Source organism: Dietzia sp. IBK-p2-15D (genome assembly GCF_057773105.1).
Genome location: NZ_JBYMTK010000011.1, coordinates 25,896 through 51,854, shown reverse-complemented (window position 1 = coordinate 51,854; position 25,959 = coordinate 25,896). Strand labels below are relative to the sequence as shown.

The 25,959-nt window shown below is 72.1% G+C and carries 25 protein-coding genes; 13 read left to right on the top strand and 12 right to left on the bottom strand.

Going from position 1 to position 25,959, the window contains the following annotated elements; all coding sequences use genetic code 11:
* Nucleotides 1–90 precede the first annotated feature (90 nt).
* Nucleotides 91–1,704 carry a glutamine-hydrolyzing GMP synthase gene (guaA, locus tag AC3DEV_RS14095; protein ID WP_488372507.1) on the top strand — a complete coding sequence of 538 codons (1,614 nt, stop codon included), beginning with the start codon at nt 91–93 and terminating at the stop codon, nt 1,702–1,704.
* Between the two features lie 237 nt (nt 1,705–1,941).
* Here guaA and AC3DEV_RS14090 read toward each other — a convergent pair whose 3' ends face one another.
* Both AC3DEV_RS14090 and AC3DEV_RS14085 read right to left on the bottom strand, forming a co-directional pair.
* The gene (locus AC3DEV_RS14090; RefSeq protein ID WP_119192260.1) at nt 1,942–2,301 is read right to left on the bottom strand and encodes a hypothetical protein; all 360 of its coding nucleotides are present in this window, start codon (nt 2,299–2,301) and stop codon (nt 1,942–1,944) included.
* Entirely contained in the window at nt 2,298–3,548 is a 1,251-nt protein-coding gene (locus tag AC3DEV_RS14085; RefSeq protein WP_488372506.1) for a PspC domain-containing protein, read from the bottom strand. The genes AC3DEV_RS14090 and AC3DEV_RS14085 overlap by 4 nt, the downstream gene beginning before the upstream one ends.
* 90 nt (nt 3,549–3,638) lie before the next feature.
* Between AC3DEV_RS14085 and AC3DEV_RS14080 the strand changes: the two genes are divergently transcribed.
* From AC3DEV_RS14080 to AC3DEV_RS14065, 4 genes are all read left to right on the top strand, one after another.
* On the top strand, nt 3,639–4,619 hold the full coding sequence (locus AC3DEV_RS14080; RefSeq protein ID WP_119192262.1) for a mechanosensitive ion channel domain-containing protein: 981 nt from the start codon (nt 3,639–3,641) through the stop codon (nt 4,617–4,619).
* A gap of 11 nt (nt 4,620–4,630) precedes the next feature.
* Nucleotides 4,631–5,902, top strand: a complete 1,272-nt coding sequence (locus AC3DEV_RS14075) for an ATP-binding protein (protein WP_119192284.1) — start codon at nt 4,631–4,633, stop codon at nt 5,900–5,902.
* Nucleotides 5,899–6,642, top strand: coding sequence for a LuxR C-terminal-related transcriptional regulator (locus AC3DEV_RS14070; protein WP_269502345.1), 744 nt, complete (start codon nt 5,899–5,901; stop codon nt 6,640–6,642). Before AC3DEV_RS14075 ends, AC3DEV_RS14070 begins: the two co-directional genes overlap by 4 nt.
* Before the next feature lie 79 nt (nt 6,643–6,721).
* Nucleotides 6,722–7,342, top strand: coding sequence for an SGNH/GDSL hydrolase family protein (locus tag AC3DEV_RS14065; RefSeq protein WP_096907330.1), 621 nt, complete (start codon nt 6,722–6,724; stop codon nt 7,340–7,342).
* On the opposite strand, the gene AC3DEV_RS14060 is transcribed toward AC3DEV_RS14065, so the two are convergent.
* Entirely contained in the window at nt 7,339–7,740 is a 402-nt protein-coding gene (locus AC3DEV_RS14060) for a DUF6157 family protein (RefSeq protein ID WP_096905916.1), read from the bottom strand. The two genes, AC3DEV_RS14065 and AC3DEV_RS14060, sit on opposite strands and share 4 nt — an antisense overlap.
* A gap of 116 nt (nt 7,741–7,856) precedes the next feature.
* Here AC3DEV_RS14060 and AC3DEV_RS14055 point away from each other — a divergent pair, with 116 nt between their 5' ends.
* Nucleotides 7,857–8,000, top strand: a complete 144-nt coding sequence (locus AC3DEV_RS14055) for a hypothetical protein (protein ID WP_167457923.1) — start codon at nt 7,857–7,859, stop codon at nt 7,998–8,000.
* Nucleotide 8,001: 1 nt separating this feature from the next.
* On the opposite strand, the gene AC3DEV_RS14050 is transcribed toward AC3DEV_RS14055, so the two are convergent.
* Together AC3DEV_RS14050 and AC3DEV_RS14045 are read right to left on the bottom strand one after the other, a co-directional pair.
* Nucleotides 8,002–8,955 (bottom strand): L-lactate dehydrogenase, encoded by a 954-nt coding sequence (locus AC3DEV_RS14050; RefSeq protein ID WP_069389173.1) that lies wholly within the window; start codon nt 8,953–8,955, stop codon nt 8,002–8,004.
* Between the two features lie 82 nt (nt 8,956–9,037).
* The gene (locus AC3DEV_RS14045) at nt 9,038–10,318 is read right to left on the bottom strand and encodes a DUF2254 domain-containing protein (RefSeq protein ID WP_283466704.1); all 1,281 of its coding nucleotides are present in this window, start codon (nt 10,316–10,318) and stop codon (nt 9,038–9,040) included.
* Between the two features lie 181 nt (nt 10,319–10,499).
* Here AC3DEV_RS14045 and AC3DEV_RS14040 point away from each other — a divergent pair, with 181 nt between their 5' ends.
* Nucleotides 10,500–11,261 (top strand): hypothetical protein, encoded by a 762-nt coding sequence (locus AC3DEV_RS14040; protein WP_488372505.1) that lies wholly within the window; start codon nt 10,500–10,502, stop codon nt 11,259–11,261.
* Complete coding sequence (locus tag AC3DEV_RS14035) at nt 11,258–12,910, top strand: DNA polymerase Y family protein (RefSeq protein WP_488372504.1); 1,653 nt, start codon at nt 11,258–11,260, stop codon at nt 12,908–12,910. The genes AC3DEV_RS14040 and AC3DEV_RS14035 overlap by 4 nt, the downstream gene beginning before the upstream one ends.
* A 32-nt stretch (nt 12,911–12,942) precedes the next feature.
* Here AC3DEV_RS14035 and AC3DEV_RS14030 read toward each other — a convergent pair whose 3' ends face one another.
* Entirely contained in the window at nt 12,943–13,584 is a 642-nt protein-coding gene (locus AC3DEV_RS14030; protein ID WP_488372503.1) for an AMIN-like domain-containing (lipo)protein, read from the bottom strand.
* 86 nt (nt 13,585–13,670) lie between these two features.
* On the opposite strand from AC3DEV_RS14030, the gene AC3DEV_RS14025 reads away from it, so the two are divergent.
* On the top strand, nt 13,671–14,594 hold the full coding sequence (locus AC3DEV_RS14025) for a ferredoxin family protein (protein ID WP_488372502.1): 924 nt from the start codon (nt 13,671–13,673) through the stop codon (nt 14,592–14,594).
* Nucleotides 14,595–14,627: 33 nt separating this feature from the next.
* On the top strand, nt 14,628–17,951 hold the full coding sequence (locus tag AC3DEV_RS14020; RefSeq protein ID WP_488372501.1) for an error-prone DNA polymerase: 3,324 nt from the start codon (nt 14,628–14,630) through the stop codon (nt 17,949–17,951).
* Nucleotides 17,952–17,962: 11 nt separating this feature from the next.
* Here AC3DEV_RS14020 and AC3DEV_RS14015 read toward each other — a convergent pair whose 3' ends face one another.
* Nucleotides 17,963–18,994, bottom strand: a complete 1,032-nt coding sequence (locus AC3DEV_RS14015) for an SLAC1 family transporter (protein ID WP_488372500.1) — start codon at nt 18,992–18,994, stop codon at nt 17,963–17,965.
* Between the two features lie 134 nt (nt 18,995–19,128).
* Here AC3DEV_RS14015 and AC3DEV_RS14010 point away from each other — a divergent pair, with 134 nt between their 5' ends.
* Nucleotides 19,129–20,526 (top strand): FAD-binding oxidoreductase, encoded by a 1,398-nt coding sequence (locus AC3DEV_RS14010; RefSeq protein ID WP_488372499.1) that lies wholly within the window; start codon nt 19,129–19,131, stop codon nt 20,524–20,526.
* A gap of 172 nt (nt 20,527–20,698) precedes the next feature.
* Complete coding sequence (locus tag AC3DEV_RS14005) at nt 20,699–21,145, top strand: hypothetical protein (protein WP_317471284.1); 447 nt, start codon at nt 20,699–20,701, stop codon at nt 21,143–21,145.
* Nucleotides 21,146–21,193: 48 nt separating this feature from the next.
* Here AC3DEV_RS14005 and AC3DEV_RS14000 read toward each other — a convergent pair whose 3' ends face one another.
* From AC3DEV_RS14000 to AC3DEV_RS13980, 5 genes are read right to left on the bottom strand one after another with little or no spacing between them, the layout of a single operon-like run.
* Nucleotides 21,194–21,904 (bottom strand): metal-dependent transcriptional regulator, encoded by a 711-nt coding sequence (locus tag AC3DEV_RS14000; RefSeq protein ID WP_120286208.1) that lies wholly within the window; start codon nt 21,902–21,904, stop codon nt 21,194–21,196.
* Complete coding sequence (locus AC3DEV_RS13995) at nt 21,901–22,770, bottom strand: metal ABC transporter permease (RefSeq protein WP_488372498.1); 870 nt, start codon at nt 22,768–22,770, stop codon at nt 21,901–21,903. Before AC3DEV_RS13995 ends, AC3DEV_RS14000 begins: the two co-directional genes overlap by 4 nt.
* A complete protein-coding gene (locus AC3DEV_RS13990; RefSeq protein WP_154830329.1) occupies nt 22,767–23,564 on the bottom strand; it encodes a metal ABC transporter ATP-binding protein in 798 nt (265 codons plus the stop codon). The genes AC3DEV_RS13995 and AC3DEV_RS13990 overlap by 4 nt, the downstream gene beginning before the upstream one ends.
* Nucleotides 23,561–24,532, bottom strand: coding sequence for a metal ABC transporter solute-binding protein, Zn/Mn family (locus AC3DEV_RS13985; protein ID WP_488372497.1), 972 nt, complete (start codon nt 24,530–24,532; stop codon nt 23,561–23,563). Before AC3DEV_RS13985 ends, AC3DEV_RS13990 begins: the two co-directional genes overlap by 4 nt.
* A gap of 33 nt (nt 24,533–24,565) precedes the next feature.
* Nucleotides 24,566–25,039 carry a tRNA (cytidine(34)-2'-O)-methyltransferase gene (locus tag AC3DEV_RS13980; RefSeq protein ID WP_120286204.1) on the bottom strand — a complete coding sequence of 158 codons (474 nt, stop codon included), beginning with the start codon at nt 25,037–25,039 and terminating at the stop codon, nt 24,566–24,568.
* 59 nt (nt 25,040–25,098) lie between these two features.
* Between AC3DEV_RS13980 and AC3DEV_RS13975 the strand changes: the two genes are divergently transcribed.
* The gene (locus AC3DEV_RS13975) at nt 25,099–25,956 is read left to right on the top strand and encodes a bifunctional methylenetetrahydrofolate dehydrogenase/methenyltetrahydrofolate cyclohydrolase (RefSeq protein ID WP_120286203.1); all 858 of its coding nucleotides are present in this window, start codon (nt 25,099–25,101) and stop codon (nt 25,954–25,956) included.
* The last annotated feature ends 3 nt before the right edge of the window (nt 25,957–25,959 follow it).

The window sequence follows — 25,959 nt, the reverse complement described above, 5'->3', positions numbered from 1 at the left end:
GCCGGGGTCGTGGTGGGGTTCATTGTGAACCCCGGCACGGGGGATGTGGCCGAGTTCGGCGGATGGGCCGCGGGGCCTAGACTCGACCCCGTGGCCGAGAACGCACAGACCGACTCCCAGATCGCCGCCGAGGCGGTGGCGCCCCGCCCGGTACTCGTGGTGGACTTCGGCGCCCAGTACGCGCAGCTCATCGCGCGCCGCGTGCGCGAGGCGCGCATCTACTCCGAGGTGATCCCGCACACCGCGACGATCGAGGAGATCCGCGCCAAGGATCCCGTCGCCCTGGTGCTGTCCGGCGGACCCGCGAGCGTGTACGCCGAGGACGCGCCCTCGCTCGACCCGGCGGTGTTCGAGCTGGGTCTGCCGGTGTTCGGCATCTGTTACGGCTTCCAGGCGATGGCCGGTGCCCTCGGCGGCGAGGTCGCGCACACGGGTAGCCGCGAGTACGGCCGCACCGACGTGAGCGTGTCCGGCGGCCTCCTGCACGCCGGCCTGCCGGAGCACCACCCGGTGTGGATGAGCCACGGGGACGCGGTCACGGCCGCGCCCGAGGGGTTCACCGTCACCGCGTCGTCGTCCGGTGCCCCGGTCGCCGCGTTCGAGTGCACCGAGCGGCGCATGGCCGGAGTGCAGTACCACCCGGAGGTCCTGCATTCGCCGCACGGCCAGCAGGTGCTGAGCCGCTTCCTCACCGAGGTGGCGGGGCTCGAGCCGACGTGGACCGCGTCGAACATCGCCGACCAGCTGGTGGTGGCCGTCCGCGAGCAGATCGGCGACGGCCACGCGATCTGCGGCCTGTCGGGCGGCGTCGACTCGGCCGTCGCGGCCGCCCTGGTCCAGCGTGCGATCGGGGACCGCCTCACGTGTGTGTTCGTCGACCACGGACTGCTGCGTGCGGGTGAGCGCGAGCAGGTCGAGAACGACTTCGTGGCCGCCACCGGGGCCCGCCTCATCACGCTGGACGACTCCGACGTCTTCCTCGGGCACCTCGCCGACGTCACCGACCCGGAGACCAAGCGCAAGATCATCGGGCGCGAGTTCATCCGGTCCTTCGAGCGGGCGGTGACGCAGGCGCTCGAACTCCAGGGTTCCGGTGAGGCCGCCGCCTCCTCCGTCGACTTCCTCGTCCAGGGCACCCTCTACCCGGACGTCGTCGAGTCCGGTGGCGGTGCGGGTACGGCCAACATCAAGAGCCACCACAATGTCGGCGGCCTGCCGGACGATGTGGAGTTCACGCTCGTCGAGCCACTGCGGTTGTTGTTCAAGGACGAGGTCCGCGCGGTCGGTCGCGAGCTCGGTCTGCCCGAGGCGATCGTCGGCCGCCACCCGTTCCCCGGTCCGGGCCTGGCGATCCGCATCGTCGGCGCCGTGGACCGTGACCGCCTGGAGACCCTGCGCGCGGCGGACGCGATCGTGCGCGAGGAGATGACCGCGGCGGGTCTGGATTCCGCGGTGTGGCAGTGCCCGGTGGTCCTGTTGGCCGATGTTCGGTCGGTGGGCGTGCAGGGCGACGGCCGGACGTACGGTCATCCGATCGTGCTGCGGCCGGTGAGTTCCGAGGACGCCATGACCGCCGACTGGACGCGCGTGCCGTACGAGACCCTGGCGCTGATCTCCAACCGCATCACCAACGAGGTCCCGGACGTCAACCGGGTCGTGCTGGACGTGACGAGCAAGCCGCCGGGCACTATCGAGTGGGAGTGAGCCGCCCCCGCACGCCCACACCACCCCACCGCCCCCACCGCCCGGGCATCCGCTCCCGCGCCTGAACTCTCGCTCGCGCGCCTGTACGTTCCGGACACAGCCGCCCCCCGCGATGGCGTCTGGCCTGCCCCGCGGCTCACGCGAGACGCCTTCGCGGCGGGCGGCTGTCCACGCCGCCGACGAATCCGGGGCCGATGGATGGCGCAGGGGCCGTGCGCTGCGTATCGCGGCCGGGCGTCAGCGGCGGATGACCATCATCAGTCCCACGAGCACCGCCAGGACGAGTCCCGCGGCCAGCAACGCCGTCGGGGCGATCGCGGGCGCTCCCAGGATCGCCCACACCGCCACTCCCAGCGAGGTCACGCCGGCCAGGGCGAGCACCGGCGACCCGAACCGCCGGTGCTCCACCACCTCGACGGCGCCGGCCGGGGTGGTCGCGGGCTCGGGGGAGACCCCGAATCCGAGCGGTTCGGGTGTCGGGTATCCGGTGCCGTAGGGCAGCGGGTCGTACAGCTGCGGGTCGAACCGCGGCGACTGCTCGGGCGGGGCTCCCGCGGTGGAGTGGTGGCGGTCGTCTGCGGGCGTGTTCGTATTCATCGGGTGACCTTCACGCTTCCCATCTCGGTGGTGATGTCCAGGGTCAGGACCGGCCCGTCGGTGTCGGCGGGCGGGTCGGGGCAGTCGACGGAGCCGATCTCGGTCCGGCAGTCGGCCTGCACGGCGAGCCCGTCGGGCAGCAGCACCCGCACCTCACCGACCTCGTTGGTGATGCTGTAGCTGCGGTCGCGGTCCAGTTCGAGCTCGCGCATGTCGACGGTGACTGTGCCGACCTCGTGGGTGACCGGCGTGTCGAGCTGGGCGGGGGAGGTGATCTCCACCCGCTCGTCGCCGAAGGTCTCCCAGCCACCCGTGGGGACCTGGACCGACAGGGCGAGCAGCACGAACCCGACGAGTGGTCCGGCCACCACGAGCAGCCCGTACCCGCGGCGGGTGACGGCGCCGACGAGCAGCCCGCCGGCCACCACCGCCAGGGCGATCGCGGCGATGCGCGTGGTGTCGAGCCAGGTGAATCCGCCCAGCGTCGACAACCCGGTGGCGACCGCGGTCGCGATGAGTGCCAGGCCGAGCGTGACCTTGGTCAGCCGCGACCGGGGCCGGGTCGGTTCGACCGGGGCGGGGGCGAGGCCGGGTTCGGGCAGGTCCCACGCGAACGGGGCGGCGCCGAGCGGATCCCACGACGGCGGCACAGGGGGCCCGAAGGGGGCTCCGGGGCCGGAGCCGGGCTCCTGGGAGGCCCCGGGCGCGCGCCACGGTCCGGCGCCGGTGGCCGGGGCCCGGCCGCGCGACGCGTCGGGTCCGCGAGCGGCGGAGGGCCGCACCGCGGAGACCTCCGCCCACCCGGCGGGCGGTTCGGGGGTGCGCCGGTGCAGGCCGTACCAGCCGGCGAGCATCGCCGCGACCATGAGGAACCCGGCGCCGAGGAGGAGGGTCTCCCCGGATCCGCCGAAGGTGGGGGCGGACAGGAGGACGACGACGACGAGGACCACCGCGGTGACCTTGGAGCCCGACGCCCGGCCCTTCCCCAGGAGCGCCTCGCCGGAGGAGACCTCGTCGCCGGCGGAGCGCAGGAGCAGCCACATCAGGGCGTACAGGAAAACGCCCGCCCCACCCCACAGTGCGGCGACGACGAACGCGACGCGGAAGAGGACCGGGTCGACGCCGTAGCGCCGACCGAAGCCGCCGCAGACGCCGGCGATCCTGGAATCGTCCGGCGTCCGGACGGGACGGGTCCGCCACAGGGAGCGGAGCTCGGACGGGAGGTCGTAGGTGTTCGTTCTGGACATGACCCCATCGTGGTCCGTGGGCGTCCGCGGCACATCGGGGTCCGACCCTGATTTCCGACCCCGAGGCCGTAGGGGAGGGAGGATGGCGGGATGGTCGACACCGTCATGGGTTTCCTGGGCTCCGACGAACAGCTGCGGCTCTTCGGGGTGACGCTGGTCGGGGTCAGCGGGCGGACCGTTCTCAAGGTGCTCCTCAGCATCCTGCTGTTCGTGCTGCTGTCGCTGTTCACGTCGATCTCGCGGGCGGTGATGCAGGCGATCACCGGGCCCGCCGGGTCCGCGTCGAGGTTCTGGACGAAGCAGAGTCTGCAGCTGTTCACCGCCGTCGTGGCCGTGCTGGCGCTCTTCTCCATCTGGGTGACCCCGGGAACCGACCTGACCGTGGGGGTCGGACTCGTCACCGCGGGCCTGGCGTTCGCGTTGCAGAAGGTGATCGCGAGTCTCGCGGGATACTTCGTCATCCTCCGGGGGAGGGTGTTCGCGGTCGGCGACCGGATCGCCGTGGGTGGGGTCCGGGGCGATGTGATGTCGCTCGGTTTCCTGCGCACGACCGTCATGGAGATGGGATCCCCGTCGTCGATGGCCGGCGCGGAGACCGGCAACTGGGTACCGAGCCGTCAGTTCACCGGCCGGGTGGTGACGGTGTCGAACGGCGTCATCTTCGACGAGGCGGTCTACAACTACACCCGCGGGTTCCCCTTCCTCTGGGAGGAACTGTCGCTCAAGCTGCCGTTCGACGTGGATCTCCGACGTGTCGACACCGTGTTCCACGCCTGCGCCGACCGGCACACGAGGGAGCTGAGCGACGAGGCGATGGCGAGCATGCAGCAGATGAGCCGCATGTACGCGGTCGATGTCCGGGAGTTCGGGCCGCAGGTGTTCGTCTCGCTGCAGGAGGACGGGATCCTCGCCACCGTCCGCTTCGTCGTGGGCAGTCACGGTGCGCGGTCGGTCAAGGACGCCATCTCCCGGGACCTGGTCGCCGGATTGCGGGAGGGGGGTGTCTCGCCGGCGAGCGTGGCCGTGGATATCCGGGTACTTCCCGATTCCCCTCGGGGCGATGATCTGTGACGATGGCGTCCATGAGTGAGAACGCGACCGATCCCGCGCCGGCCACCGCGGTCCGGTCGGCGTCCCCGGTCGCCGGACCACAGGCGCGGTCCGCCGCCGTGGCGACGACCGATTTCCGCTGGTACCCGCGGTTGACCCGCGGCAGCGACGGATCCGTGGTCGCGGGCGTGTGCGTGGGTCTGGCCGACCACCTCGGGGTGCGGGTCGTCCACGTGCGCCTGGTCATGGTTCTGCTGGCCACGCTCTCGGGCGCCGGCGTGGCCCTGTACTCGGCGCTGTGGGCGCTCACCCCGACGGGGCCCGCGTCGGCGGGCGCGGGCCGGGGCGACGAGCGCGAGCGCAGACGCGGCATGGCACTGGCCGTCGTGGCGGTGGCGGGCGCGGTGCTCTCGTTCATGGTGACCACCGCCACGGGACTGAGCGTCATCGTCCCCGTCCTCGTCGTGGCCCTGGGGGCCGGGCTGGTCTGGCAGCAGTACGACGGTGGGGGACGAGTCGCGCCGCGGTCGGTCTTCGACTGGGCCAGGGTCACCGCAGGGGCCACCCTCGTCGTCGTCGGGCTCGCCGTCGTGGTCCTCGGTCAGGTCGAGTTCGCCGCGCTGCGGTCGTCCCTCCTCGCGGTCGTGGCCACCCTCGTCGGCGTGGGACTGCTCAGCGTGCCGGTCGGACTGCGACTGTGGCGGTCCCTCGAGGAGGAGCGCGCGGCGCGGATCCGCGAGTCCGAACGCAGCGACATCGCCTCCCACCTGCACGATTCCGTCCTGCAGACCCTGGCACTCATCCAGAAGAGGTCCGATGACCCGGGCCAGGTGGCGCGGCTCGCCCGCCGGCAGGAACGGGAGCTCCGACAGTGGCTGTTCGGCGCCGGCTCCCGGATGTCCTCGGGCGCGGCGACCTTCGCGGGGGCGGTCGAGGTGATGGTCGGCGACGTCGAGGACGTCTACGGACTGCGGGTGGACCAGGTCGTGGTGGGTGGCGACGGCCCGGTCGGCGACGCCGGGGAGGCGGTCCTGGGCGCCGTCCGCGAGGCCCTGGTCAACGTCGCCAAGCACGCCGGCGTCGACACCGCCGACGTGTTCGTGGAGAACGACGGACGCACGCTCAGCGCGTTCGTCCGCGACCGCGGACGCGGCTTCGACCCCGATGCCGTGGGCGGCGACCGCCACGGGCTCGCGCAGTCCATCCGACACCGCGTGGAGAGCCGCGGTGGGACCGTGCGCGTGCGCAGTACGCTCGGGCGCGGGACGGAGATCGGGATCGAGATGCCGCTGGAGGGCGAATGACGGACGGGCCGCAGGACGGGTCGGGGGAGTCGACGACGGGCGGCGGCGGGATGTGCCGGGTCTTCCTCGTGGACGACCACGCGGTGTTCCGCAGCGGGGTCCGTGCCGAACTCGCCGGGCAGTCGACCATCGAGGTCGTCGGCGAGGCGGGTTCCGTCGCCGAGGCCGTGACCGGCATCGACCGGGTGCGTCCCGACGTGGTGCTGCTCGACGTGCACATGCCCGACGGCGGTGGCGTGGCCGTGCTGCGGTCGGTGCTGGGGGCCGACCCGGGCGGCGTGGCCGATCCCGCCCGCGCCCCGGAACCGACCTTCCTCGCGCTGAGCGTCTCCGACGCCGCCGAGGACGTGATCGCCGTGATCCGGGCCGGCGCGCGCGGCTACGTCACCAAGACCATCACCGGCGAGGACCTGGCAGACGCCGTGTGTCGGGTCGCCGACGGGGATGCCGTCTTCTCCCCGCGACTGGCCGGGTTCGTGCTGGACGCGTTCGCCCGCGCCTCCCCGGGCCCCGCCGATCGTGGCGAGCCCGTCCACGACCCCGAGGTCGACTCGCTCACCCCGCGTGAGAAGGAGGTGCTGCGGCTGCTGGCCCGCGGCTACACCTACAAGGAGATCGCCGAGGAGTTGTTCATCTCGGTCAAGACGGTGGAGACCCACGCCTCCAACGTCCTCCGCAAGACCCAGCAGTCCAACCGGCACGCGCTGACCCGCTGGGCGCAGTCCCGGCACCTGGACTGATCCCCGCGGCCGGCCGGCCGGAGTGGTTTCTCGCCCGGGTCGGCTCCGCGCACCCACCCGGACCGATAGCGTGACCGGGATGAGCGAACCGCGCGACCTGCCCGTGTGCATCATCGGTGACTCGTTCGTGGCCGGATACGGCGATGACACGGGCCGCGGGTGGACCGCGCACCTGATCGAGGCCGGCCCCGCGGCCGGTGTGCACATCCACGCCGCGGTCGCCGGGATCGGCGGGGACACCTCCGAGATGATCCTGGCCCGCTGGGACGAGGTCGATCGTCGGCGGGCCGCGTTCCCCACGACCGCGGTGATCGCGGAGTTCGGCGTCAACGACGTCATGGAGCACGAGGGTGCGTTGCGCGTCGACGAGGCGGGTACCGTCGCGGCGCTGCGCGGAATGATCGACCGGGCGCCCGAGGGGCGGTTCCTCGTGGTGGGGCCGCCGCCGGTGGTGTGGGACGAGGTCAACGAGCGGATCGCGGCCCGGGCCGAGACCATGGCGCAGGTGTGCGACGAGGCCGGGGTGCCGTTCGTGCCGACCTTCGACGTGTTGCTGGCGGGTGGTCAGTGGATGCGCGAGGTCGCCGCCGGCGACGGCGCCCACCCCGGGCCCGGCGGGTACGAGCAGTTCGGCCAGGTGATCTCCGGTCCTGTGCTCGAGTGGTTGCGTCTCCTGCCGGACGTCGAGCCGGGCTACTAGCGGGAACTCTTCATGGCGGCCCTGACCGTCACCGTCGGGTCCGCCTCGAGCTCGGCCACGCGCGTCGAGTCCATGGGCAGCAGCGCGATGCGCCCGTCGGAGTCGAAGTGCAGCGCCCAGCCGTAGGTCTTGGCCAGCGGGGAGGTGCGCAGGCACGGTTGGCCCGTGGAGAAGAACCGTTCGCGTTCGGCTGCGCGGTCGACCTCGGCTATATCCTTGCGCTGGCAGTACACGTCGAAGATCAGGTCATCGCTCGTCCACCTGTAGTCCTCGCCCGAGAGTCGTTCGTACTGCAGCTCGGCCACCGACCCCTTCCCGGAGGGCGGGGCGGTCGCCGCCACGGCCCTGGTGTCCGGGGCGGGCAGGATCAGGGTGTCGGTGTAGTGGGTGGTGTGCATTGTGCGCCTCTGTTCCTGTAGCGGTTCTGGGTGTCCGGTCGTCCCGGCGGTGAGGTGATGGTCTCCGGTAACCTGATTCTCGTCGTACGCCCCGTACGGCGGCAGGAGGATGAATCATGACGAGTCCGCAGAACCCTGACCGTGTCGGCGAGCATTCCGAGGAGCCCGCGGACAAGGCCCGGTATGACCACGACGACGCGGTCGCCGACGAGTGGGGTGACGAGTCCTTCCCGGCCAGTGATCCCCCCGGCGCGCTCTGAGTCAGCGCAGGATCTCGAACTGTTCGGACACCGCCCGCAGTGCACTCGCGCTGCGGGCGAACTGCTCGCGTTCGGTGGTGTCGAGCTCCAGCTCCACCACCCGCTGGACGCCGGTCCGCCCGATCACCGCGGGCACCCCGATGAAGATCCCGTCCTGGTCGTACTCGCCCCGCAGCAGGGTGGAGACCGGTAGCGAGACCTGCTCGTTGCGCAACACCGCCCGGGTGATGCGGGCCAGCCCCATCCCGATGCCGTAGCTGGTGGACCCCTTCGAGTCGATGATCCGGTAGGCGGCGTCCCGGGTCTCGTCGAAGATCTGCGTCAGACGTTCCCGCTTGGCCGGGTCGCCCGCCAGGTCGCGGCGCAGCGGCACCCCGGAGACGTTGGCGGAGGAGAAGACCGGCAGCTCGGTGTCGCCGTGTTCCCCGATGATCGAGGCGTGCACGCTCATCGGTGCCACGTCGTAGTACTGGCCCAGCATGAACCGGAAGCGCGCCGAGTCGAGGATGGTGCCGGAGCCGATGACCTGCGCGGCGGGCAGTCCGGAGTAGCGCCACGACGCCTGGGTGAGGATGTCGACGGGATTGGTGGCCACCAGCAGGATGCCGTCGAACCCGGTTGCCATGACGTCACCGACGATGTTCTCGAACAGCGTCATGTTCTTGCCCACGAGGTCGAGGCGGGTCTCGCCGGGTTTCTGGGCCGCGCCGGCGCAGATGACCACCATGGTGGCGTCGGTGCAGTCGGCATAGGTGCCCTCGGTGACGAGGGTGGGGGAGGGTGCCCACACGACCCCGTGGTTGAGGTCCATGACCTCTCCGACGAGTTTGTCGTGGTCGATGTCGATGATGGTCAGATGGTCGGCCAGCCCCTGGTTGACGAGCGCGTAGGCGTAGGCGATACCCACGTCCCCGGCGCCGATGAGGACGATGCGATTCCCGACGGAGGCCTTCATGCCCGCAAGGGTAGAGGCGTGGGGTCGCCGCCCGGTGGGTATCGGAGGAACGCCGGTGGGCCCTGCCGTCCGGCTCGGCCCGCTATCCGGCGGCGTCCAGTACGGCGCGGTGACGACGCTCGATGGTGATCCGGTCATCGGCGTTGCGGGTGGCTTCGAGGGCGTCGTCACGGAGCTTCGTGGCGTGGTGGGTGAGGACCGCACGGCGGTCGGGATCATCGAGGACCTGCGTCGCGACGGCGAGGACGTCGAGGACCCTGATGCTGACCGCTGGAGCGCCCGCACCGTACTGCCGTATCTGGTCGAACATCGTGGCGACGAGGCCGGCGAAGTCGGAGGTCGCCACGACGAGGCGGACCTCCCCGTCTCTGGCGTGCACCCCGGTCGGCCATTCCCTGTCCTCGAGGGTGCACAGGGCGTCCCCGAAGCGGTCCACGACGTCGACGGCGGTGAACGGGTCGTTGGTCCCGGGACTCAGTGCACGCGTGCCCACCTCGGCGAGGAGGCGGACGGCGTGCTCGACATCCTGGTCGCGGGTACGGGATTCGCCGACCGTGAGGGCGGGCATGATGCCCTCGGGCAGGGTGGGGACGGCCTCGGCCACGGGGGAGTTCGGATAGAGATAATCCCCGGGTCGCACGAGGAGCCGGATCGTCGTCCCGGTCTCGACGGCGAGTTCGACGAGCCGCTCGTGGTCGACGAGCTGCAGGTAGCCGCCCTTCTCCACGAGGAGAGTCTCCGCGTCCGCCCAGAACTCCTCCTCTGGTGGGGGCAGCACATCGCGGTCCGGATCCGTCAGTTCGGTGGCGGTGAGCAGGGAGGAACGTAGATCCGTGGTGAGGAGGTTCACGACGCGGGTGGTGTTGATCGACCCGGTGACGTGGCCGATGAAGTACACGAGTGCGCTGATGCACCCGAGCGCCAGGATGAGGGCGAGGGTGACGTTGTACTGGGGGACGAACGGGGTCCCCTCGTCGCCACCGGTGACCGTGCGGAGGCTGTAGAGGCTGAAGGCGAAGGTGGAGATGAAGACGCCCAGTGTGATCTGGTTGCCGCGGTCCTCGGTGAAGTTCTGGAGCAGGCGCGGCCCCATGGTGCCGGCGGCGTAGGAGAGGGCGGCGATGGTGATGGAGAAGACGGTGCCGCCGACGCCGATCGAACTGCTCGCCACGGCGGCGAGGATGCTCCGGGAGCCCTCCACGCCGCCGCCGTAGATCCAGGAGGCCGCCTCGTCACTCGTGCCCGGGTTGGTGGACAACCACGTCCCCAGGTGGGCGAGGCCCAACGCGACGAGGGTCATCACGGCAGGGAGAAACCAGAAGCGGCGGCTGATCTGTCGGAGTCGGAACCGTAGTCCGGCCATGGCTGTCCTCTCTGTGGTGGACACAGCGTAGCCGGTGGGTCCGACGGTGAAGCGCGTTCCGGCCTGTCGAACAGGTGTTCTTGCGCGATGTCGTACCCGTGGTGTTCACTGATCGCGTACTCGAAAAGCCATTCGATCAATGGTCTGTCCGGCGTGTCGGACCCGGTGGGAGGTGGGGATGATGGTAGTGGCGACGTCACCTGTCGACCTGTCCGGCCTCGGCCGGGAGGAGCGTGTCACGGAGCTGCGTCGCCGCCTGGCCGCGATGCCCGGCGGCGGTGCACCCGCCGCGGTTCGCGCCCAGGCCCCGGCAGGGCCGGCTTCGGTCGTCTCTGCGCCCTCTGCGCCCTCTGCGCCCTCTGCTCCGGCTGCCCCCGTTGCCCCCGCGGAAGCGGCGGAGATCGCGGTTCCCGGAGTCGCGGTTCCGGGGTCGGTGGCGCCCCTGTTGCCGGGTGGGGTGCTGCCCGCGGGCCGCGTCACGGCGGTGTCCGGCAGCGCCACCCTACGGGTGGGGTTGCTCGCCGCGGCCACGGCCGCCGGTGCCAGGTGCGCGGTGGTCGGGTGGCCGGAGCTCGGCGTGGCCGCGGTGGCCGAGCAGGGAGGTCGACTGGACTGTCTGGCGCTGGTCCCGGATCCCGGCCCGGATCCCGCAGCGGTGGTGTCCGTCCTGCTCGACGGGCTGGACCTGGTCTTGCTGGGGCCTGGTGTGGCCCCGGTCGCCCCGTCCCGTGCGCGGGTGCTGGCGGGGCGGGTCCGAGCCGCTGGCGCGGTGTTGCTCGTGGGCGCCGGGTGGCCCGGGGCGGAGCTGACACTGGCGGGGCGGCACTGCCGCTACGGCGGACTGGGTGCGGGCGCGGGTCGGCTGGCCTCGGTCTCCACGGTGGTGCGCTGTTCCGGCCGGGCGGCACCCGCCCGGACCGCGGAATGGGTGGCGGCGGGATGAGCGCCCGGGTCATGGCGGTGTGGTGCCCGGACTGGCCGACGGTCGCGGCGGCACGGGCCGAGGGGCACGGGCTGCATCTTCCGTTGGCGGTCGTCGGGCCCCGGGGGGTGCTCGCGTGCAACGCCGTCGCCCGCGCGGTGGGGGTGCGTCGTGGTCTGCGCCGGCGTGAGGCGCAGTTCCGCTGTCCCGAACTCGTGGTGGTCGCGGCCGACCCGGCCCGGGACGCCGCGTGGTTCGAGCCCGTGGTGCAGGCGCTCGATGCCGTCGTCCCGGGTATCGAGGTGCTACGCCCCGGACTGTTCGTGTTCTCCGCAGCGGGTGCCCTGCGCTTCCACGGTGGGGTCGAACAGGTCGTCACCCGCGTCGTCGACGCGGTGGCGGCCGCCGGCGCGGAGTGTCAGGTGGGCCTCGCGGACGAATTGCCCACGGCCGTGCTCGGGGCCCGCGGTTCGGCACTGCTGGAACCAGGTGGGGACGCTGACTACCTGGCCGGATTGCCTGTGGACGCACTCGTGGTGGAACCCGCGTTGGGGGACCCCGAGGTGCTGTCCGAGTTGGTCGGGTTGCTGCACCGCCTCGGCGTGCGGACGCTCGGCGACTTCGCCGCGCTACCGCCGCGTGATGTGGCCACCCGCTTCGGGGAGGGGGGTGCGGTGGCGCACCGTATCGCCCGCGCCGTCCCGTGGCGTCCGCCCTCGGTGTCCGCGGTGCCCACGGGGTCGGCGGTCGAGCACCGGTGCGACCCGCCACTGGAGCGTGTCGACGAGGCCGCGTTCCTCGGCCGGCGGCTGGCGGGGGAGTTGCACGCCGTGCTCGCCGCGGCCGGCGTCTCGTGCCTGCGTCTGTCCATCACCGCCCGGGTGGAGGGCGGTACGGAGGTCAACCGGGTGTGGCGGTGCTCATCGCCCCTCACCCCGGAGGGCACGGCAGATCGGCTCCGCTGGCAACTCGAGGGGTGGCTCACCGGGACCGCGATCGCCGGTGGGGCCGGGGGCGCGGTCACCGCCCTCGTCCTGGAACCGGTGGAGGTGGTCCCCGCCGGCCGCGTACAGGAGGGGCTCTGGGGCGAGGCCGGGCTCGCGGAGGCCCGCGTGCACCGCGCACTGGTGCGGGTCCAGGGTCTGCTCGGGCCCGAGGCGGTCCGTGTGCCCGTGGAAGTGGGCGGCCGCGGGCCGGCCGAGCGGGTGCGGTCACTGCCGTACGGTGACGCCCCGGCCGAGCCCGCCGCTCAGGGGCCGTGGCCGGGGGCGCTGCCCGCCCCCTCGCCGTCGGTGGTGTGGCCGGGGCCGGGCTACCGGTTGGAGATCCGCGAGAGCGGCGACCCGGGAGCCGCCGTCGCGGCGCGGGTGGCCCTCGTCAGGGGAGTCGTGCTGCGCAGTGCAGCCGGAGATGTCGTGGGGGTGACCCCGCGGGGTCTGCTCAGCGGCAGGCCTGCCGCGGTCGAGGTGGGCGGTCGCCGTTGCGCGCTGCTCGGCTGGTCACGGCCGTGGCCGATCGACGAGGCCTGGTGGGAGCCGACGCCCGACGGCGAGCCTCGCCGCCCTCGGGCCCGCATACAGGTCGTCCCCGAGCGTGCGGCGGCATTGCTGCTCTGCGGCGTGCTCGGGGACGAACAGGGGAACTGGATCGTGGAAGGAGTCTACGAATGAGCCGTTCGCGGATGAGGCGCCCTCGGCGCGGCTCAGCGCTCGATGTCGACCACCAGGCGGGTCGGGTTCTGCAGCAGGAAGGCGGAGAATGCCCGGTCCGAGCCCTCGAGGCCGATCACGGACTGCGCCTGCCCCTCGAACTGTCCCGTGAACGCCACGCCCGCCACCCCGGTCGCGTCGTCGCCGGCCACGGTGCCCACGGGGACCTCCTCCATGCCGGTCTGGGTGGGCAGGACCTGGCCGCCGATCGTCACCTGCAGGAAGGAGTCGCCCGGCACTTCCACCGGGAAGCCGCTGCCCTGCTGGGCCGGGCTGTCCACATAGTCCACGGCATAGCTCGGGGTCCCGCGACCGTCGAGTTCGAAGACCACGCGGTCCTTGCCCTGGAAATTGCCCATGCGGATCTCGGATACCACCAGTTCTGCGCGCCCGGCGGCAGCGTCCGACTCCTCGCGCTTGGGGGCGGAGTCCGTCGGGCCGGCGGTGGGGTCGGCGGCCTCGGTCTCCTCCGGCGACAGAGCCTGTGCCAGGGCGGCGGGGGAGGATCCCGCGGTGGTCGTCTGGCTGGTGGCGGGGGCGTCGGTCGAGGTGTCGGCCCCGCAGCCCGCCATGGCCAGGGACGCGGTGGCGGTCAGGGCGGCGGCCGCTACGAGGCGGCGATGTCGGGTACGCATGCCCCCAGCTTAAGTCCCTCTCATCACTTTTGTCCCACGAGGTGGCTACAGTTACACCACGTCGCGCGGTGGGGCACCATGGGGGCGTGTCAGTCATCGATCCCACCCCACTCACTGCCTGGTGTTCCCTCCAGTCGGCCGATGAGCCGCCCGCCGGTACCGCGGCCCACGAGGAATCGTGGGTCCTGTTGGAGGTTCCCGCGCGCTGGGGACGCGACATCTTCGACGGCGAGGCTCTGGGCGAGGAGCTGTCCGAGCGACTCAAGGAGCACGTCTCGGCCTGCGGATCCCGGATGCTCTTCATCCGACGCCCGGGCCGCGAGGGCCAACGCATCGACCGTCACCGTTTCTACCTGTGCGACACCAGGCCCGGCCGGCGGAGTATCCGGGTCGGCCGTGTCGACCGTCCCGCGGACATGCTCGACCTGGACCTCTCGCCCGGTGGGCACGTGGCCGGCACCCGCGAGGTCTCGGCCCCGGTGCCGCTGGTGTGCACCCACGCCAAACGTGACCAGTGCTGTGCGGTCCGGGGTCGCCCGGTCGTGGCCGGACTGGATGAACTGGTCGGAGCCCGCCTCTCCGCGCTCGATCCGGACGCCGCGGTGTGGGAGTGCTCTCACACCGGCGGGCACCGCTTCGCCCCGGTCCTGCTGCTCCCCGGCACCGGCTACACCTACGGACCCGCGGAGGCGGATCTCGCGGCCCGCATCGTCGAGGCCGAACTGGACGGCCGGGTCGTCACCGAGCACCTGCGGGGTCGGAGCACGTGGGCGCCGGCCGGGCAGGTGGCAGAGGTCGCCGTCCGGGAGTCCGGCGTGGAGGCGGGGATCGACGATCTCATCGTCGACGTCGACCCGGATGACCCGCTCGTGGTCGTCGTCCGGCACACCGACGGTCGCGCCTGGCGGGTCGAGGCAGGAAAGCGACCGCTCCCGCCCCGCCAGCAGAGTTGCCGCAAGCCCGCCGGCGAGGCCTCGGCGTGGGTCGTGGAGTCCCTCTCCCTGCTCTGAGTGGACCCGCCGACACCGGGCGGGTGAGCACCGGTGAACTGGTACCACGGGCCCAGGACGTGGTCGGAACTCGAACGGGTGCTCTCCGGGCGCCCGGGACCGCGCGGGGCCGAGAACCCGCACCCCGGCGACGGCAGCGACGCCCCTGCCTGGTCACGCAAGCGCGGCGGGTACACGGCCCCACAGCGGGGCCGCACGCAGGGACGTGTGCCGTACGCGGAGCTGCACGCCCACACCGCGTTCAGCTTCCTCGACGGGGCCTCCTCACCCGAGGCCATGGCAGAGGCCGCGGCGGAACTGGGGCTCACGGCGCTGGCGATCACCGACCACGACGGGTTGTACGGGGTCGTGCGTTTCGCCGAGGCCGCCTCCGAGTTGGGACTGGCCACGGTGTTCGGGGCGGAGCTCTCACTGCCGGGCGACGAGCACCTGCTGGTCCTGGCCCGGGGCGAGGAGGGCTACCGGCGGTTGTCGCGCTCGATCGCCCACGCCCACCTGCGGGGTGGGGCCAAGGGTGAACCGCGGTACGAGATGACCGAGCTCGCGGAGGCGGCCGACGGTCACTGGTACGTGCTCACCGGCTGTCGTCGCGGCCGGGTCCGTCGGGCCCTGGAGCGCGGCGGGACGGGGGCGTCCGACTTCGACATCCCCGCTGCCCGCGCGGCCCTGGAGCAGCTCGTCGAGCTGTTCGGTCGGGACAGGGTTGTCGTGGAGCTGACCTGTCACGGGGTTCCCGAGGACACGGAACGCTGCGACGCGTTGGCGGGCCTCGCCGCGCAGGCGGGCCTGCCCGTCGTGGCGACCACCGCTGCCCACTGCGCCGGGCCGGAGGACGCGCGACTGGCCTCGGTCATGGCGGCGCTCGGTGCGCGCGACGCACTGGAGACCCACGCAGCGCACCTGCCCGCCGCGGGCGGGGCGCACCTGCGCTCGGGCGAGGAGATGGCGGAGCTGTTCGACCGCTGGCCCGACGCCGTGGCCGGGGCCGACAGGCTGGGCCGGGAGTGCGCGTTCGACCTCCGCCTCATCGCCCCGCAGCTGCCGCCGTTCGACGTCCCGGAGGGCTACACCGAGGACACGATGCTCGCCGAACTCGCCTACGCCGGCGCCGACCGACGCTACGGGACACGCGAGGAGGCGCCGGAGGCGTATGCGCAGATCGACCGCGAACTACAGGTGATCGCCGAACTGGGCTTTCCCGGGTACTTCCTCGTCGTCCACGACATCGTCGAGTTCTGCCACCGCGAGGGCATCCTCTGCCAGGGCCGCGGCTCGGCCGCCAACTCGGCGGTCTGCTACTCGCTGGGGATCACCAACGTCGACCCGGTGGGCGCCCAGCTGCTGTTCGAGCGGTTCCTGGCGCCGGAGCGAGACGGTCCGCCGGACATCGACGTGGACATCGAGTCGGGCCGTCGGGAGGAGGCCATCCAGTACGTCTACTCCCGGTACGGCCGGAACCACGCCGCCCAGGTCGCCAACGTCATCACCTACCGCGGACGATCGGCCGTGCGGGACGTGGCCCGGGCCCTGGGCTACTCCCCGGGGCAACAGGACGCGTGGTCGAAGAGCGTCGACCGGTGGTCGGGGTTGAAGAACCACGAGAGGGAGGCCACCGAGCACACCGTCCCGCCCGATGTGCTCGCGCTGGCACGGCGGCTCGTCGGACTGCCCCGCCACCTGGGGATCCACTCGGGCGGCATGGTGATCTGTGACCGCCCGGTGGCGGACGTGGTACCCGTCGAGTGGGCACGCATGCCGGGACGGACGGTCCTGCAGTGGGACAAGGACGACTGCGCGGCGGTCGGGCTGGTCAAGTTCGACATGCTGGGCCTGGGCATGCTCACCGCACTGCATCACGCCATCGACCTCGCGGCGGAACACAAGGATCTCGACGTGGACCTGGCCCGGTTGGACCTCGCGGATCCGCAGGTCTACGAGATGCTGTGCCGGGGCGACTCGGTGGGTGTGTTCCAGGTGGAGTCCCGCGCACAGATGGCCACCCTGCCCCGGCTCCGACCGCGGACGTTCTACGACCTGGTGGTCGAGGTGGCGCTCATCCGTCCAGGCCCGATCCAGGGCGGGTCCGTGCACCCCTACATCCGTCGCCGCAACGGCCGGGAGAAGGTGGTGTTCGACCACCCCGCGCTGGAGGAGGTGCTGGGACGCACGCTGGGGATCCCGCTGTTCCAGGAGCAACTCATGCAGATCGCCACCGTCATCGCGGGCTTCACCGGAGCGGAAGCCGACCAGTTGCGCCGCGCGATGGGGTCCAAGCGGTCACCCGAACGGATGGCCCGACTGAAGGAACGGTTCTTCGACGGGATGCGCGACCTGCACGGGATAGGCGCCAGCCCGCCCGGGACCCCGGTCACCGGGCCGGAGGTGGGGGAGCGGATCTGGGAGAAGATGTGCGCCTTCGCCAACTACGGCTTCCCCGAGAGCCACTCCCAGTCCTTCGCCGCCATCGTCTACTACTCCGCATGGTTCAAGTGCCACCACCCGGCGATCTTCTGCGCGGCGCTGTTGCGCAGCCAGCCCATGGGCTTCTACTCGCCGCAGTCGCTCGTCGCCGACGCCCGCCGGCACGGTGTCACCGTGCACCGACCGTGCGTCAACCGCTCACTCGGTGGGGCCACCTGCGAGAACGATGGTGCCGAGGTGCGCCTCGGGCTGGAGTCGGTCCGGGCGATCGGTGAGGACCTGGCCACCGCGATCGCCGACGAACGCGACACCCACGGCCCGTACACCTCCGCCGCCGACCTCGCCGGCCGCACCGGCCTGTCCGTCCGGCAGATGGAGGCGCTCGCCACCGCCGGGGCGCTCGACTCGCTCGGCACGGGCGGCCGCCGGTCAGCCCTGTGGTCGGCGGCCACCGCGGCCCGCGAGAAGCCCGGCATGCTGCCCGGGCTCAGCCAGGTCGACGCCCCGGCCCTGCCCGGCATGAGCGTCCTCGAACTCACCTCCGCCGACCTGTCGGCCACCGGGATCAGCCCCGAGGAATCCCCGACCGTCCACGCCCGACCGTGGCTCGACTCCCGCGGCGTATGCCCCACCGCCGGGCTCGCCCACGTCCCCGACGGCAGCCGCGTCGAGGTCGCCGGAGCCGTCACCCACCGTCAGCGACCCGCCACCGCGGAGGGCGTGACCTTCCTCAGCCTCGAGGACGAGACGGGCATGACCAACGTCGTGTGCTCGGTGGGACTGTGGGCGCGATACCGGCCGATCGTCTCCGCGTCCCCGGCGCTCATCGTCCGCGGCACCGTGGAGAACCGCTCGGGCGCGGTCAGCGTGGTGGCGGACAAGATCGAACGCCTCCACCTGGGTATGGCCATCGGTCACAGTCGGGACTTCCGGTGAGTCGTCCCCTGTCAGGCGGCCCGCGCCCTCGCGATCGCACGCACACTGGCGACCGCGCACAGCGACCAGATGACGATCAGCACCATCACCGAGAACACACTCGCCGCATCCCAATCCAGGTAGAACGACCCCAGGGCGCACGTCGACAGCGGATACGCCATCGCCCACCACCCCGGATTGAACGGCATGCGCGCCAGGAAGCCCCTGATCGTGGAGAACACCGCGTAAGCGCCCAGCCCGGCCCCCGCCACCAGCACCGAGGCGGCATAGGCCCGGGCGACACCCCCCAGGGTCGCGCCGAACAGCACCTGCGCGGCGGCCGCGGACTGACCCACGATCCCCAACGGGATCCACGTCGTCGTCGCCAACTCCACCGGGACGGGAGTCCGGAACCAGGCGTGGTGATACGTCCTGGCGATCACCGCGCCGCCCAGCACCAGGGCCAGCACGAAACACACCGTGCACGCCCCCACCAGAACCGAGCGGACGGCCTCCGAAGCGACGTGCCTGGACATCAGGCCCCCCGCACCCGCGGACACCATCGGCGGCACCACCGGCAACGCCCACGTCGGCAACGGATGGTCGGGTCGGGCGGTGACCAGCCACACGGTGAATCTCAGCGCGGTGGCCAACCCCAGCACTGTCCCCGCAGCCCACAACGCCGCGTCCACCCCGAACGCGATGGTCGACAGCGCCGGCGCGCGGGCATCGACCACCACGAAGGACGCCGAGCCCACCGCGAGCAGACCCATCGAGACCATGCCCCACAGCGGCAGCATCGCCGCATCGCGGACCGAGGACGTCCACATGTCCGGGGCACGCGCCACCGACCGCGCGAACCCCGCGCCGAGCCCCAGCAACAGAACCCAGCCCAGGATCACCATGACCACCGCGGCCGGCGCGAACCCCGGAACCCGCACCGAATGGATCTGCAGGAGCGTGGCCAGACCGCCGGTGCCCATCACGGCACCGAACCAGGCGGGGCCGGGCCCCGGGACGGACGGGGCCGCGGGCGCTGATCGCGGTCCCCGGCTCGTGGTCACCAGGACACTATGCCCGCACCTCGTCGTCGTCCGAAAACCCGGGGGGACACCGACATCCGCCGCTCCGCCGCGCCCCGGCGAGCGACTGCCCGGATCCCCGACGCCCACGGGCACGACACCGTACGTTCGATCCCATGAGCGCCCCGACCGCGTCCCGTGGCCCCGATCCCGCCGCCCCGCTGGATGAACTGCGAGCCCGCCTCGACGCCGCGCGGATACTCACCGACCCGGACCTTCTGGAGGGCTACCGCCAGGACTGGGCCAAGGCCCCAGACCCGGGCATGCCCCTGGCGGTGGTCCGGGCCCGCACCACCGAGGACGTGCAGGAGGTCCTGCGCTGGGCGAGCGCGCACGGCGTCCCCGTGGTCCCGCGGGGTGCCGGTTCCGGCCTCTCCGGCGGCGCGACGGCGGTCCAGGGCGGAATCGTGCTGTCCACCGAACTCATGCGCGACATCGACGTCGACCCCGTCACCCGGACGGCCACCGTCCAACCGGGGCTTTACAACGCCGAGGTCAAACGGGCCGTCGCCGCGCACGGTCTCTGGTACCCGCCGGACCCGTCGTCCTATGAGATCTGCTCGATCGGCGGCAACATCGCCACCAACGCCGGCGGACTGTGCTGCGTGAAGTACGGGGTGACCACCGACTACGTCCTGGGGATGACGGTCGTGCTCGCCGACGGTACGGCGGTGCGCCTGGGCGGGCCGCGCCTCAAGGACACCGCCGGGCTGAGCCTGACCAAACTGTTCGTCGGCAGCGAGGGGACGCTGGGGATCGTCACCGAGATCATCCTCCGGCTGATCCCGGAGCAGCCGCCGCGCTCGACGGTGGTGGGGATCTTCCCCGACGTGGTCGCCTGTAGTGAGGCCGTGCTGGCCATCACCCGGCGGATCCGGCCGGCGATGCTGGAGTTCATGGACACCGTCTCCATCCGGGCCGTCGAGGCGGACCTACGGATGGGCCTGGACACCACGGCGGGGGCGATGCTCCTGGCCCAGTCCGATCTCACCGGTCCCGACCGCGCGGCCGAGACCGGGTTCATGGCCGAGGCGTTCCGCACCCACGGCGCCACCGACGTGTTCGCCACCGACGACCCCGACGAGGGTGAGCAGTTCACCATGGCCCGCCGGGCCGCGTTCACCAGCCTCGGCAAGACCGGCACCCTGCTGCTCGAGGACGTGGGCGTGCCCCTGCCCTCGCTGCCCGATCTGGTCGCCGGGATCGAGGAGATCTCCGCCCGCCGTGACATCCCGATCGCGCTGGTCGCGCACGCCGGGGACGGCAACACCCACCCCATCATCGTCCTGGAGGACGACGACCCGGACCGGGCCGAACGCGCCCGGATCGCGTTCGGTGAGGTGATGGACCTCGCGATCGGGATGGGCGGGACGATCACCGGCGAGCACGGGGTCGGTCGGCTCAAGGCCCCGTGGCTGCCCGCCCAGCTGGGGGAGGACGTCATGGAGCTGAGCCGGCGCATCAAGTCCGCTCTCGACCCGCAGGGCATCCTCAACCCCGGGACGATGCTGTAGCGGCCGGGCGGGTCGGGCGGCCGGGCGGGTCGGGCTACTGCAGCCGCGAGCCGCCCCGGCTGCGGGCGACGCGAGCCGCCCCAGCTGCGGGCGACGCGAGCCGCGGGAATCAGGTCCGATCCCGGGGAAATCCCCGATGTGCGGCCGTCACCGGTCGGCGAGTATCGGGTTCATGGCGACCGACCGACTCAGCCTCCTGCTCTACCGGGCGTTACTCCTGTCGACCGCGGCGGTGGCCCTGGGGCTGGGAGTCGCCGCCGGGCTCGAGGCACCCACCATCACCCCGGAGTACCAACTCACCGCCTATTGGCGGGCCTACGGCCTGCTCGTCTTCGCCGCCCTCACCGGCTACCTGGGTGCCACCCCGCCCGGGGCCGCCGTGCTGTGGGTGGTCGTGGTCTTCCACAAGGCGTCCATGACCATGACCGCCGTGCTCCTGCTGCGCCACGAGGTGGCCGGGGCACCGGCCGCCGCCGCGGTCGACGGGGCGATCGTCCTGGCCACCCTCGTCGCACTCGGCCTGCGGTGGCCGGCCGCGCGGGCGGCCCACCCTGACCGCTCGGCCAACGCCACTGCTGCTCGCACGAGAGCGCCGGTCACCGTCTCCCGAGCGGTCTGAGCGACCGCGGGCGGTGGGTCCGCCGCGGACCTCGTCGTCGTGGTCGGCTCAACCGTCGTCGCCCGATCCCGTCCCGGCGGTGACCCGGACGCGCACCGCGGCGGCCACCGGCGTCCCCACCTGGACGAGGCGCCCGCCCAGGGACACCCCGATGATCCCCAACTCCACCTGTCGGGAGACAACCTCGACGGGCGAATCGGGGCGCAGGCCGATCTCCGCGAGGTGGCGCAGGACGGCGTTGTCGCGATCGGAGACCCGGGTCACGACACCTGTAGCGCCTTCCGGGGCCTGATCCAGCGGCACGTCCCCGAGGGGGTCGACCCGCCCGTCGCGTGTGGGGATGGGGTCACCGTGCGGGTCGCGGCGCGGGTGGTCGAGGAACTCGTCCAGGGCGTCGACGAACCGGTCCGACACCACGTGTTCGAGCGCGTCGGCCTCGGCGTGGACCTCGTCCCACGGGTAGTCCAGGCACCGGGCCAGGAACGTCTCGATGATCCGGTGGCGGCGCACCATCGCCACCGCGAACGACCGCCCGGCCTCGGTGAGCTCGACGGGCGCGTAGGGGCGGTGCTCGGCCAGGCCCATCGCCACGAGTTTGCGCACGCCCTCGGTGACGGAGGAGGGGGACGCACCCAGCCGTTCGGCCAGCGCGCCGGACGTGACGGGGTCGCCGCCGGACCCCAGCGCGTGGGCGGCCATGAGATAGGCCTGGATCGTCGGGGTGAGGTCGGCGAGCCCGGTCGGGTGGTCGACGGTCATGCCGACATCATCCCCGACCGTCGCGCGCGCATGCCGGCCGCCGCCCGGGGGATGACCCCGCGCCGGGGCGCGACGAGCTGTACCACCGTGAAGATGACGGCCTGGGTGAGGACCACGACGGCGCCCGGGGGCAGGTCGGCGTAGTAGCCGACGTACAGCCCGGTGACACCGCCGACGAGGGCGACGACGACGGCGAGGATCATCGTCCCCCGCATGGTGTCCGCAACCAACTGGGCGGTCGCGCCCGGGATGATGAGCGTCGCCACGACGAGGATCACGCCCACCGACTGGACCCCCGCCACGGTCGCGGTGGCGAGCGTCGCCAGCAGGAGGGCGGTCAGTGCCCGGGTCCGCAGTCCCAGGGTGTGGGCGTGGAGTCGGTCGAATGCCACCATGACGAGGTCACGGCGGAACGCCAGCAGCACGACGACCGTGAACGCGGAGACCGCCATCACCTGGACGAGCTCGGAGTCGCGGACGCCCAGCACACTGCCGAACAGGATCGAGTGCAGGTCCTGCTGGGTGGGGAAGCGGGCGATGAGGATCAGGCCGAGGGCGAACAGGGCCGTGAAGACGATCCCCATCGCCGCGTCCTCACGCACCGTTCCGCTCTCGCGCACCGCGCCGATCATCGTGACCGCGACCAGTGCGGCGACCAGGGCGCCCACCGCGAACGGGGTGCCGGTCATCGCGGCGATCACCACCCCCGGCAGGACCGCGTGCGACACGGCGTCACCCATGAGCGACCAGCCCATGTGGACCAGCCAGCAGCTCAGCAGTGCGCCGGCGATCCCGGAGGCCGTCACCACGATGAGGGCGCGGCGCATGAAGTCGTAGCTCATCGGCTCGGCGAGCAGGTCGATCACGGCAGTGCTCCCTCGGTGACGGTGCGCTCGGCGGTGCCGGTCTGCCGGGCGCCGAGCAGGGTGGACAGGATCTGCGGGGTGGTCGTCTCGGCGACCGGGCCGTGGGCGATGAGGGAGCCGTTGAGCAGTGCCACCGAGTCCGCGAGCCGCTCGACGGTGCCCAGGTGGTGGGTGGAGACCAGCGCGGTGCGACCCTCGGCCGTGAGTTCGCGCAGCACGTCGATGTACACCTCCTCGCTGCCTGCGTCCATCCCGTTGAACGGCTCGTCGAGCAGGAGCAGGTCGGCCTCCTGTGCCAGGCAGCGTGCCAGCAGGACACGACGGCGCTGACCGCCGGAGAGTTCGCCGATGCGGCGGGCCGCGAGTCCGGACAGTCCCACGCGGTCGAGGGCTGCGGCCACGGCGGCGCGGTCGGCGGCGCTCGGTCGGCGCCAGGGGCCGGTGAAGTGACGGCGCCCCTGCATGACCACCTCGGCGGCGGTCACGGGGAAGCCCTCGTCGAGGCCGTCGGCCTGGGGGACCGCCGCCACCCGGCCGCTGCGCAGGGCGCGACGGACCGACGACCCGAGGACGCGGACCGTCCCGGCGGACGGGGTCACCAGGCCGAGCATCGCCTGCAGCAGGGTGGACTTGCCGGAGCCGTTCGGGCCGAGCAGGACCGTGATCTCGCCGCTCGGAACCGAGAGGGAGACCGAGTCGAGGGCGCGGACCTGGCCACGGTCCACGGTGAGGTCGGTGACAACGACGGGGGGTGGCCCGGTGAACGGCGAGTACGGCAGTGGTCGGTCGGTCATGGCGTCAGCTCCCGGGAGATGATCTCGAGGTCGTGGTCGAGCAGGTCCAGATAGGTGGGGACCGGTCCGGTCGGGCCGGAGAGCGAGTCGACGTATAGCAGGCCGGCCAGGTGACTGCCGGTCTCGTCCGCGACCTGCTGCATGGCGGCGTCCGACACCGTCGACTCGCAGAACACGGCGCCGATCTCGCGCTCGCGGATCTCGTCGATCAGGGCCGTGATCTGGCGGGGCAGTCCCTGGTTCTCGCTGTTGACCGGCCACAGGTACAGCTCCTGGAGGCCCAGGTCGCGGGCGAGGTAGGAGAACGCACCCTCGCAGGTGACCAGCACGCGCCGGTCCTCCGGGACGGACTCCACGGCCGCGCGGGCCCGGTCCGTCATGTGCTCCAGTTCCCCGATGTAGTCGGCGGCGCGGGCGGTGTACCCGCTCTCGCCGTCCGGGTCGAGGTCGGAGAGCGCCGCGGCGATCGTGCGGATGTACTCGGCCCCCTCGAGCGGTGACATCCAGGCGTGCGGATTGGCTCTGCCGGTGTAGTTGCCCGCCCGGACGGGCAGGGGATCGACCCCGTCGGAGGTGACCACGTGGCGCGCGTCCGTGCCGTCGATGAAGCGCAGCAGCCAGTCGTCCATCCCGAGGCCGTTGCTCACCACCAGATCCGCGCCCTCGACCCGCTTGAGGTCCTCGACGGACGGCTCGTACTGGTGCACGTCGGCGCCCGGGGTGGTGACGGACTCCACCTGCACCCGGTCCCCGCCCACCCGGCGGACCATGTCGGCCAGGACCGTGAACGTCGTGGCCACCACCACCCGGTCACCGGTGTCGGCGAACCGCGGTCGGTCGTCCACGTCGGCCGCACCGGTGGGGCCGACCGCGCACGCCGAGATCGCCGTGATGCAGGCGGCGACCGCCACGGCGGACGGGCGGACACCACGGGGCTTACGGGCACCGCTCGGACAGAATTTCGGCATGCCGAAATTCTAAGTCATGCGGGCGGAAAGGTGCTAGCTGCCGGCGTAACCGTGCTGGCGCCAGGCCTCGTAGACGGCCACCGCGGCCGCGTTGGACAGGTTCATCGACCGGCGACCCGGCAGCATGGGGATGCGCACCGTCGCCGTCACCCGATCGTCGGACAGCACCTCCTCGGACAGGCCCGTGGGCTCGGGACCGAAGAGCAGGACGTCGCCGGGGGAGAACCGCACCTCCGGGAGCGCCAGGTCCGCCCTCGCGCTGAAGGCCCAGACCCGCGCGGGCAGGAGGCTCGCGTACGCGGCCTCGAGATCCTCGTGCACCTCCACGTGGGCGAGGTCGTGGTAGTCCAGCCCCGCACGCCGCAGCTGCGGGGCGGAGAGGTCGAAGCCGAGCGGGCCGGCGAGATGCAGCTCGCAACCCGCCCCCGCCGCCATCCGGATCGCGTTGCCCGTATTCGGCGGAATGCACGGACGATCGAACAACACACGCACACCCACACCGGTCATGGGGCCATTCTCGCAGCGCCGTGCCGACGGACCCGCCGGGGAGTGGGATACTGGTCCGCGTGACCGCGATCAAGCTGGACGGAAAGCTCACCCGCGACGAGATCGTCGCCGACCTCACCGCACGCGTGACCGCGTTGCGGGACAAGGGCATCACCCCGGGACTGGGCACCGTCCTGGTCGGGGACGACCCCGGTAGTCACTCCTACGTGAAGATGAAGCACCGCGACTGCGAGCAGGTCGGCATCGCCTCTATCCGGCGTGACCTGCCCGCGGACACCACCCAGGCCGAGCTCGAGGCCGTGATCGACGAACTCAACGCCGATCCCGCGTGCACCGGCTACATCGTGCAGCTGCCGCTACCGAAGCACCTGGACGAGAACGCGATCCTCGAGCGGATCGATCCGGACAAGGACGCCGACGGCCTGCACCCGGTGAACCTGGGCAAGCTCGTGCTGAACGAACCCGCGCCACTGCCGTGTACCCCCAACGGCAGCATCCACCTGCTGCGTCGGTTCGGGGTGGGGCTCGACGGCGCGCACGTCGTGGTGATCGGGCGCGGCGTCACCGTGGGCCGTCCGATCGGGCTCATGCTGACCCGGCGCAGTGAGAACGCCACCGTCACCCTCTGTCACACCGGGACACGCGACCTGGCGGCCGAGACGCGGCGGGCCGACGTGATCGTGGCCGCTGCGGGCGTCGCCCACATGGTGACCGCCGACATGGTAAAGCCCGGAGCCGCGGTGCTGGACGTCGGCGTGTCACGGTTGGACGGCAAGCTCGCCGGGGACGTGCACCCGGACGTGTGGGAGGTCGCGGGGGCGGTCTCGCCCAACCCGGGCGGCGTGGGCCCGCTGACGAGGGCGTTCCTGCTGAGCAACGTGGTCGAGCGCTGCGAGCGGCTCGACTCGGGCGACTAGGCC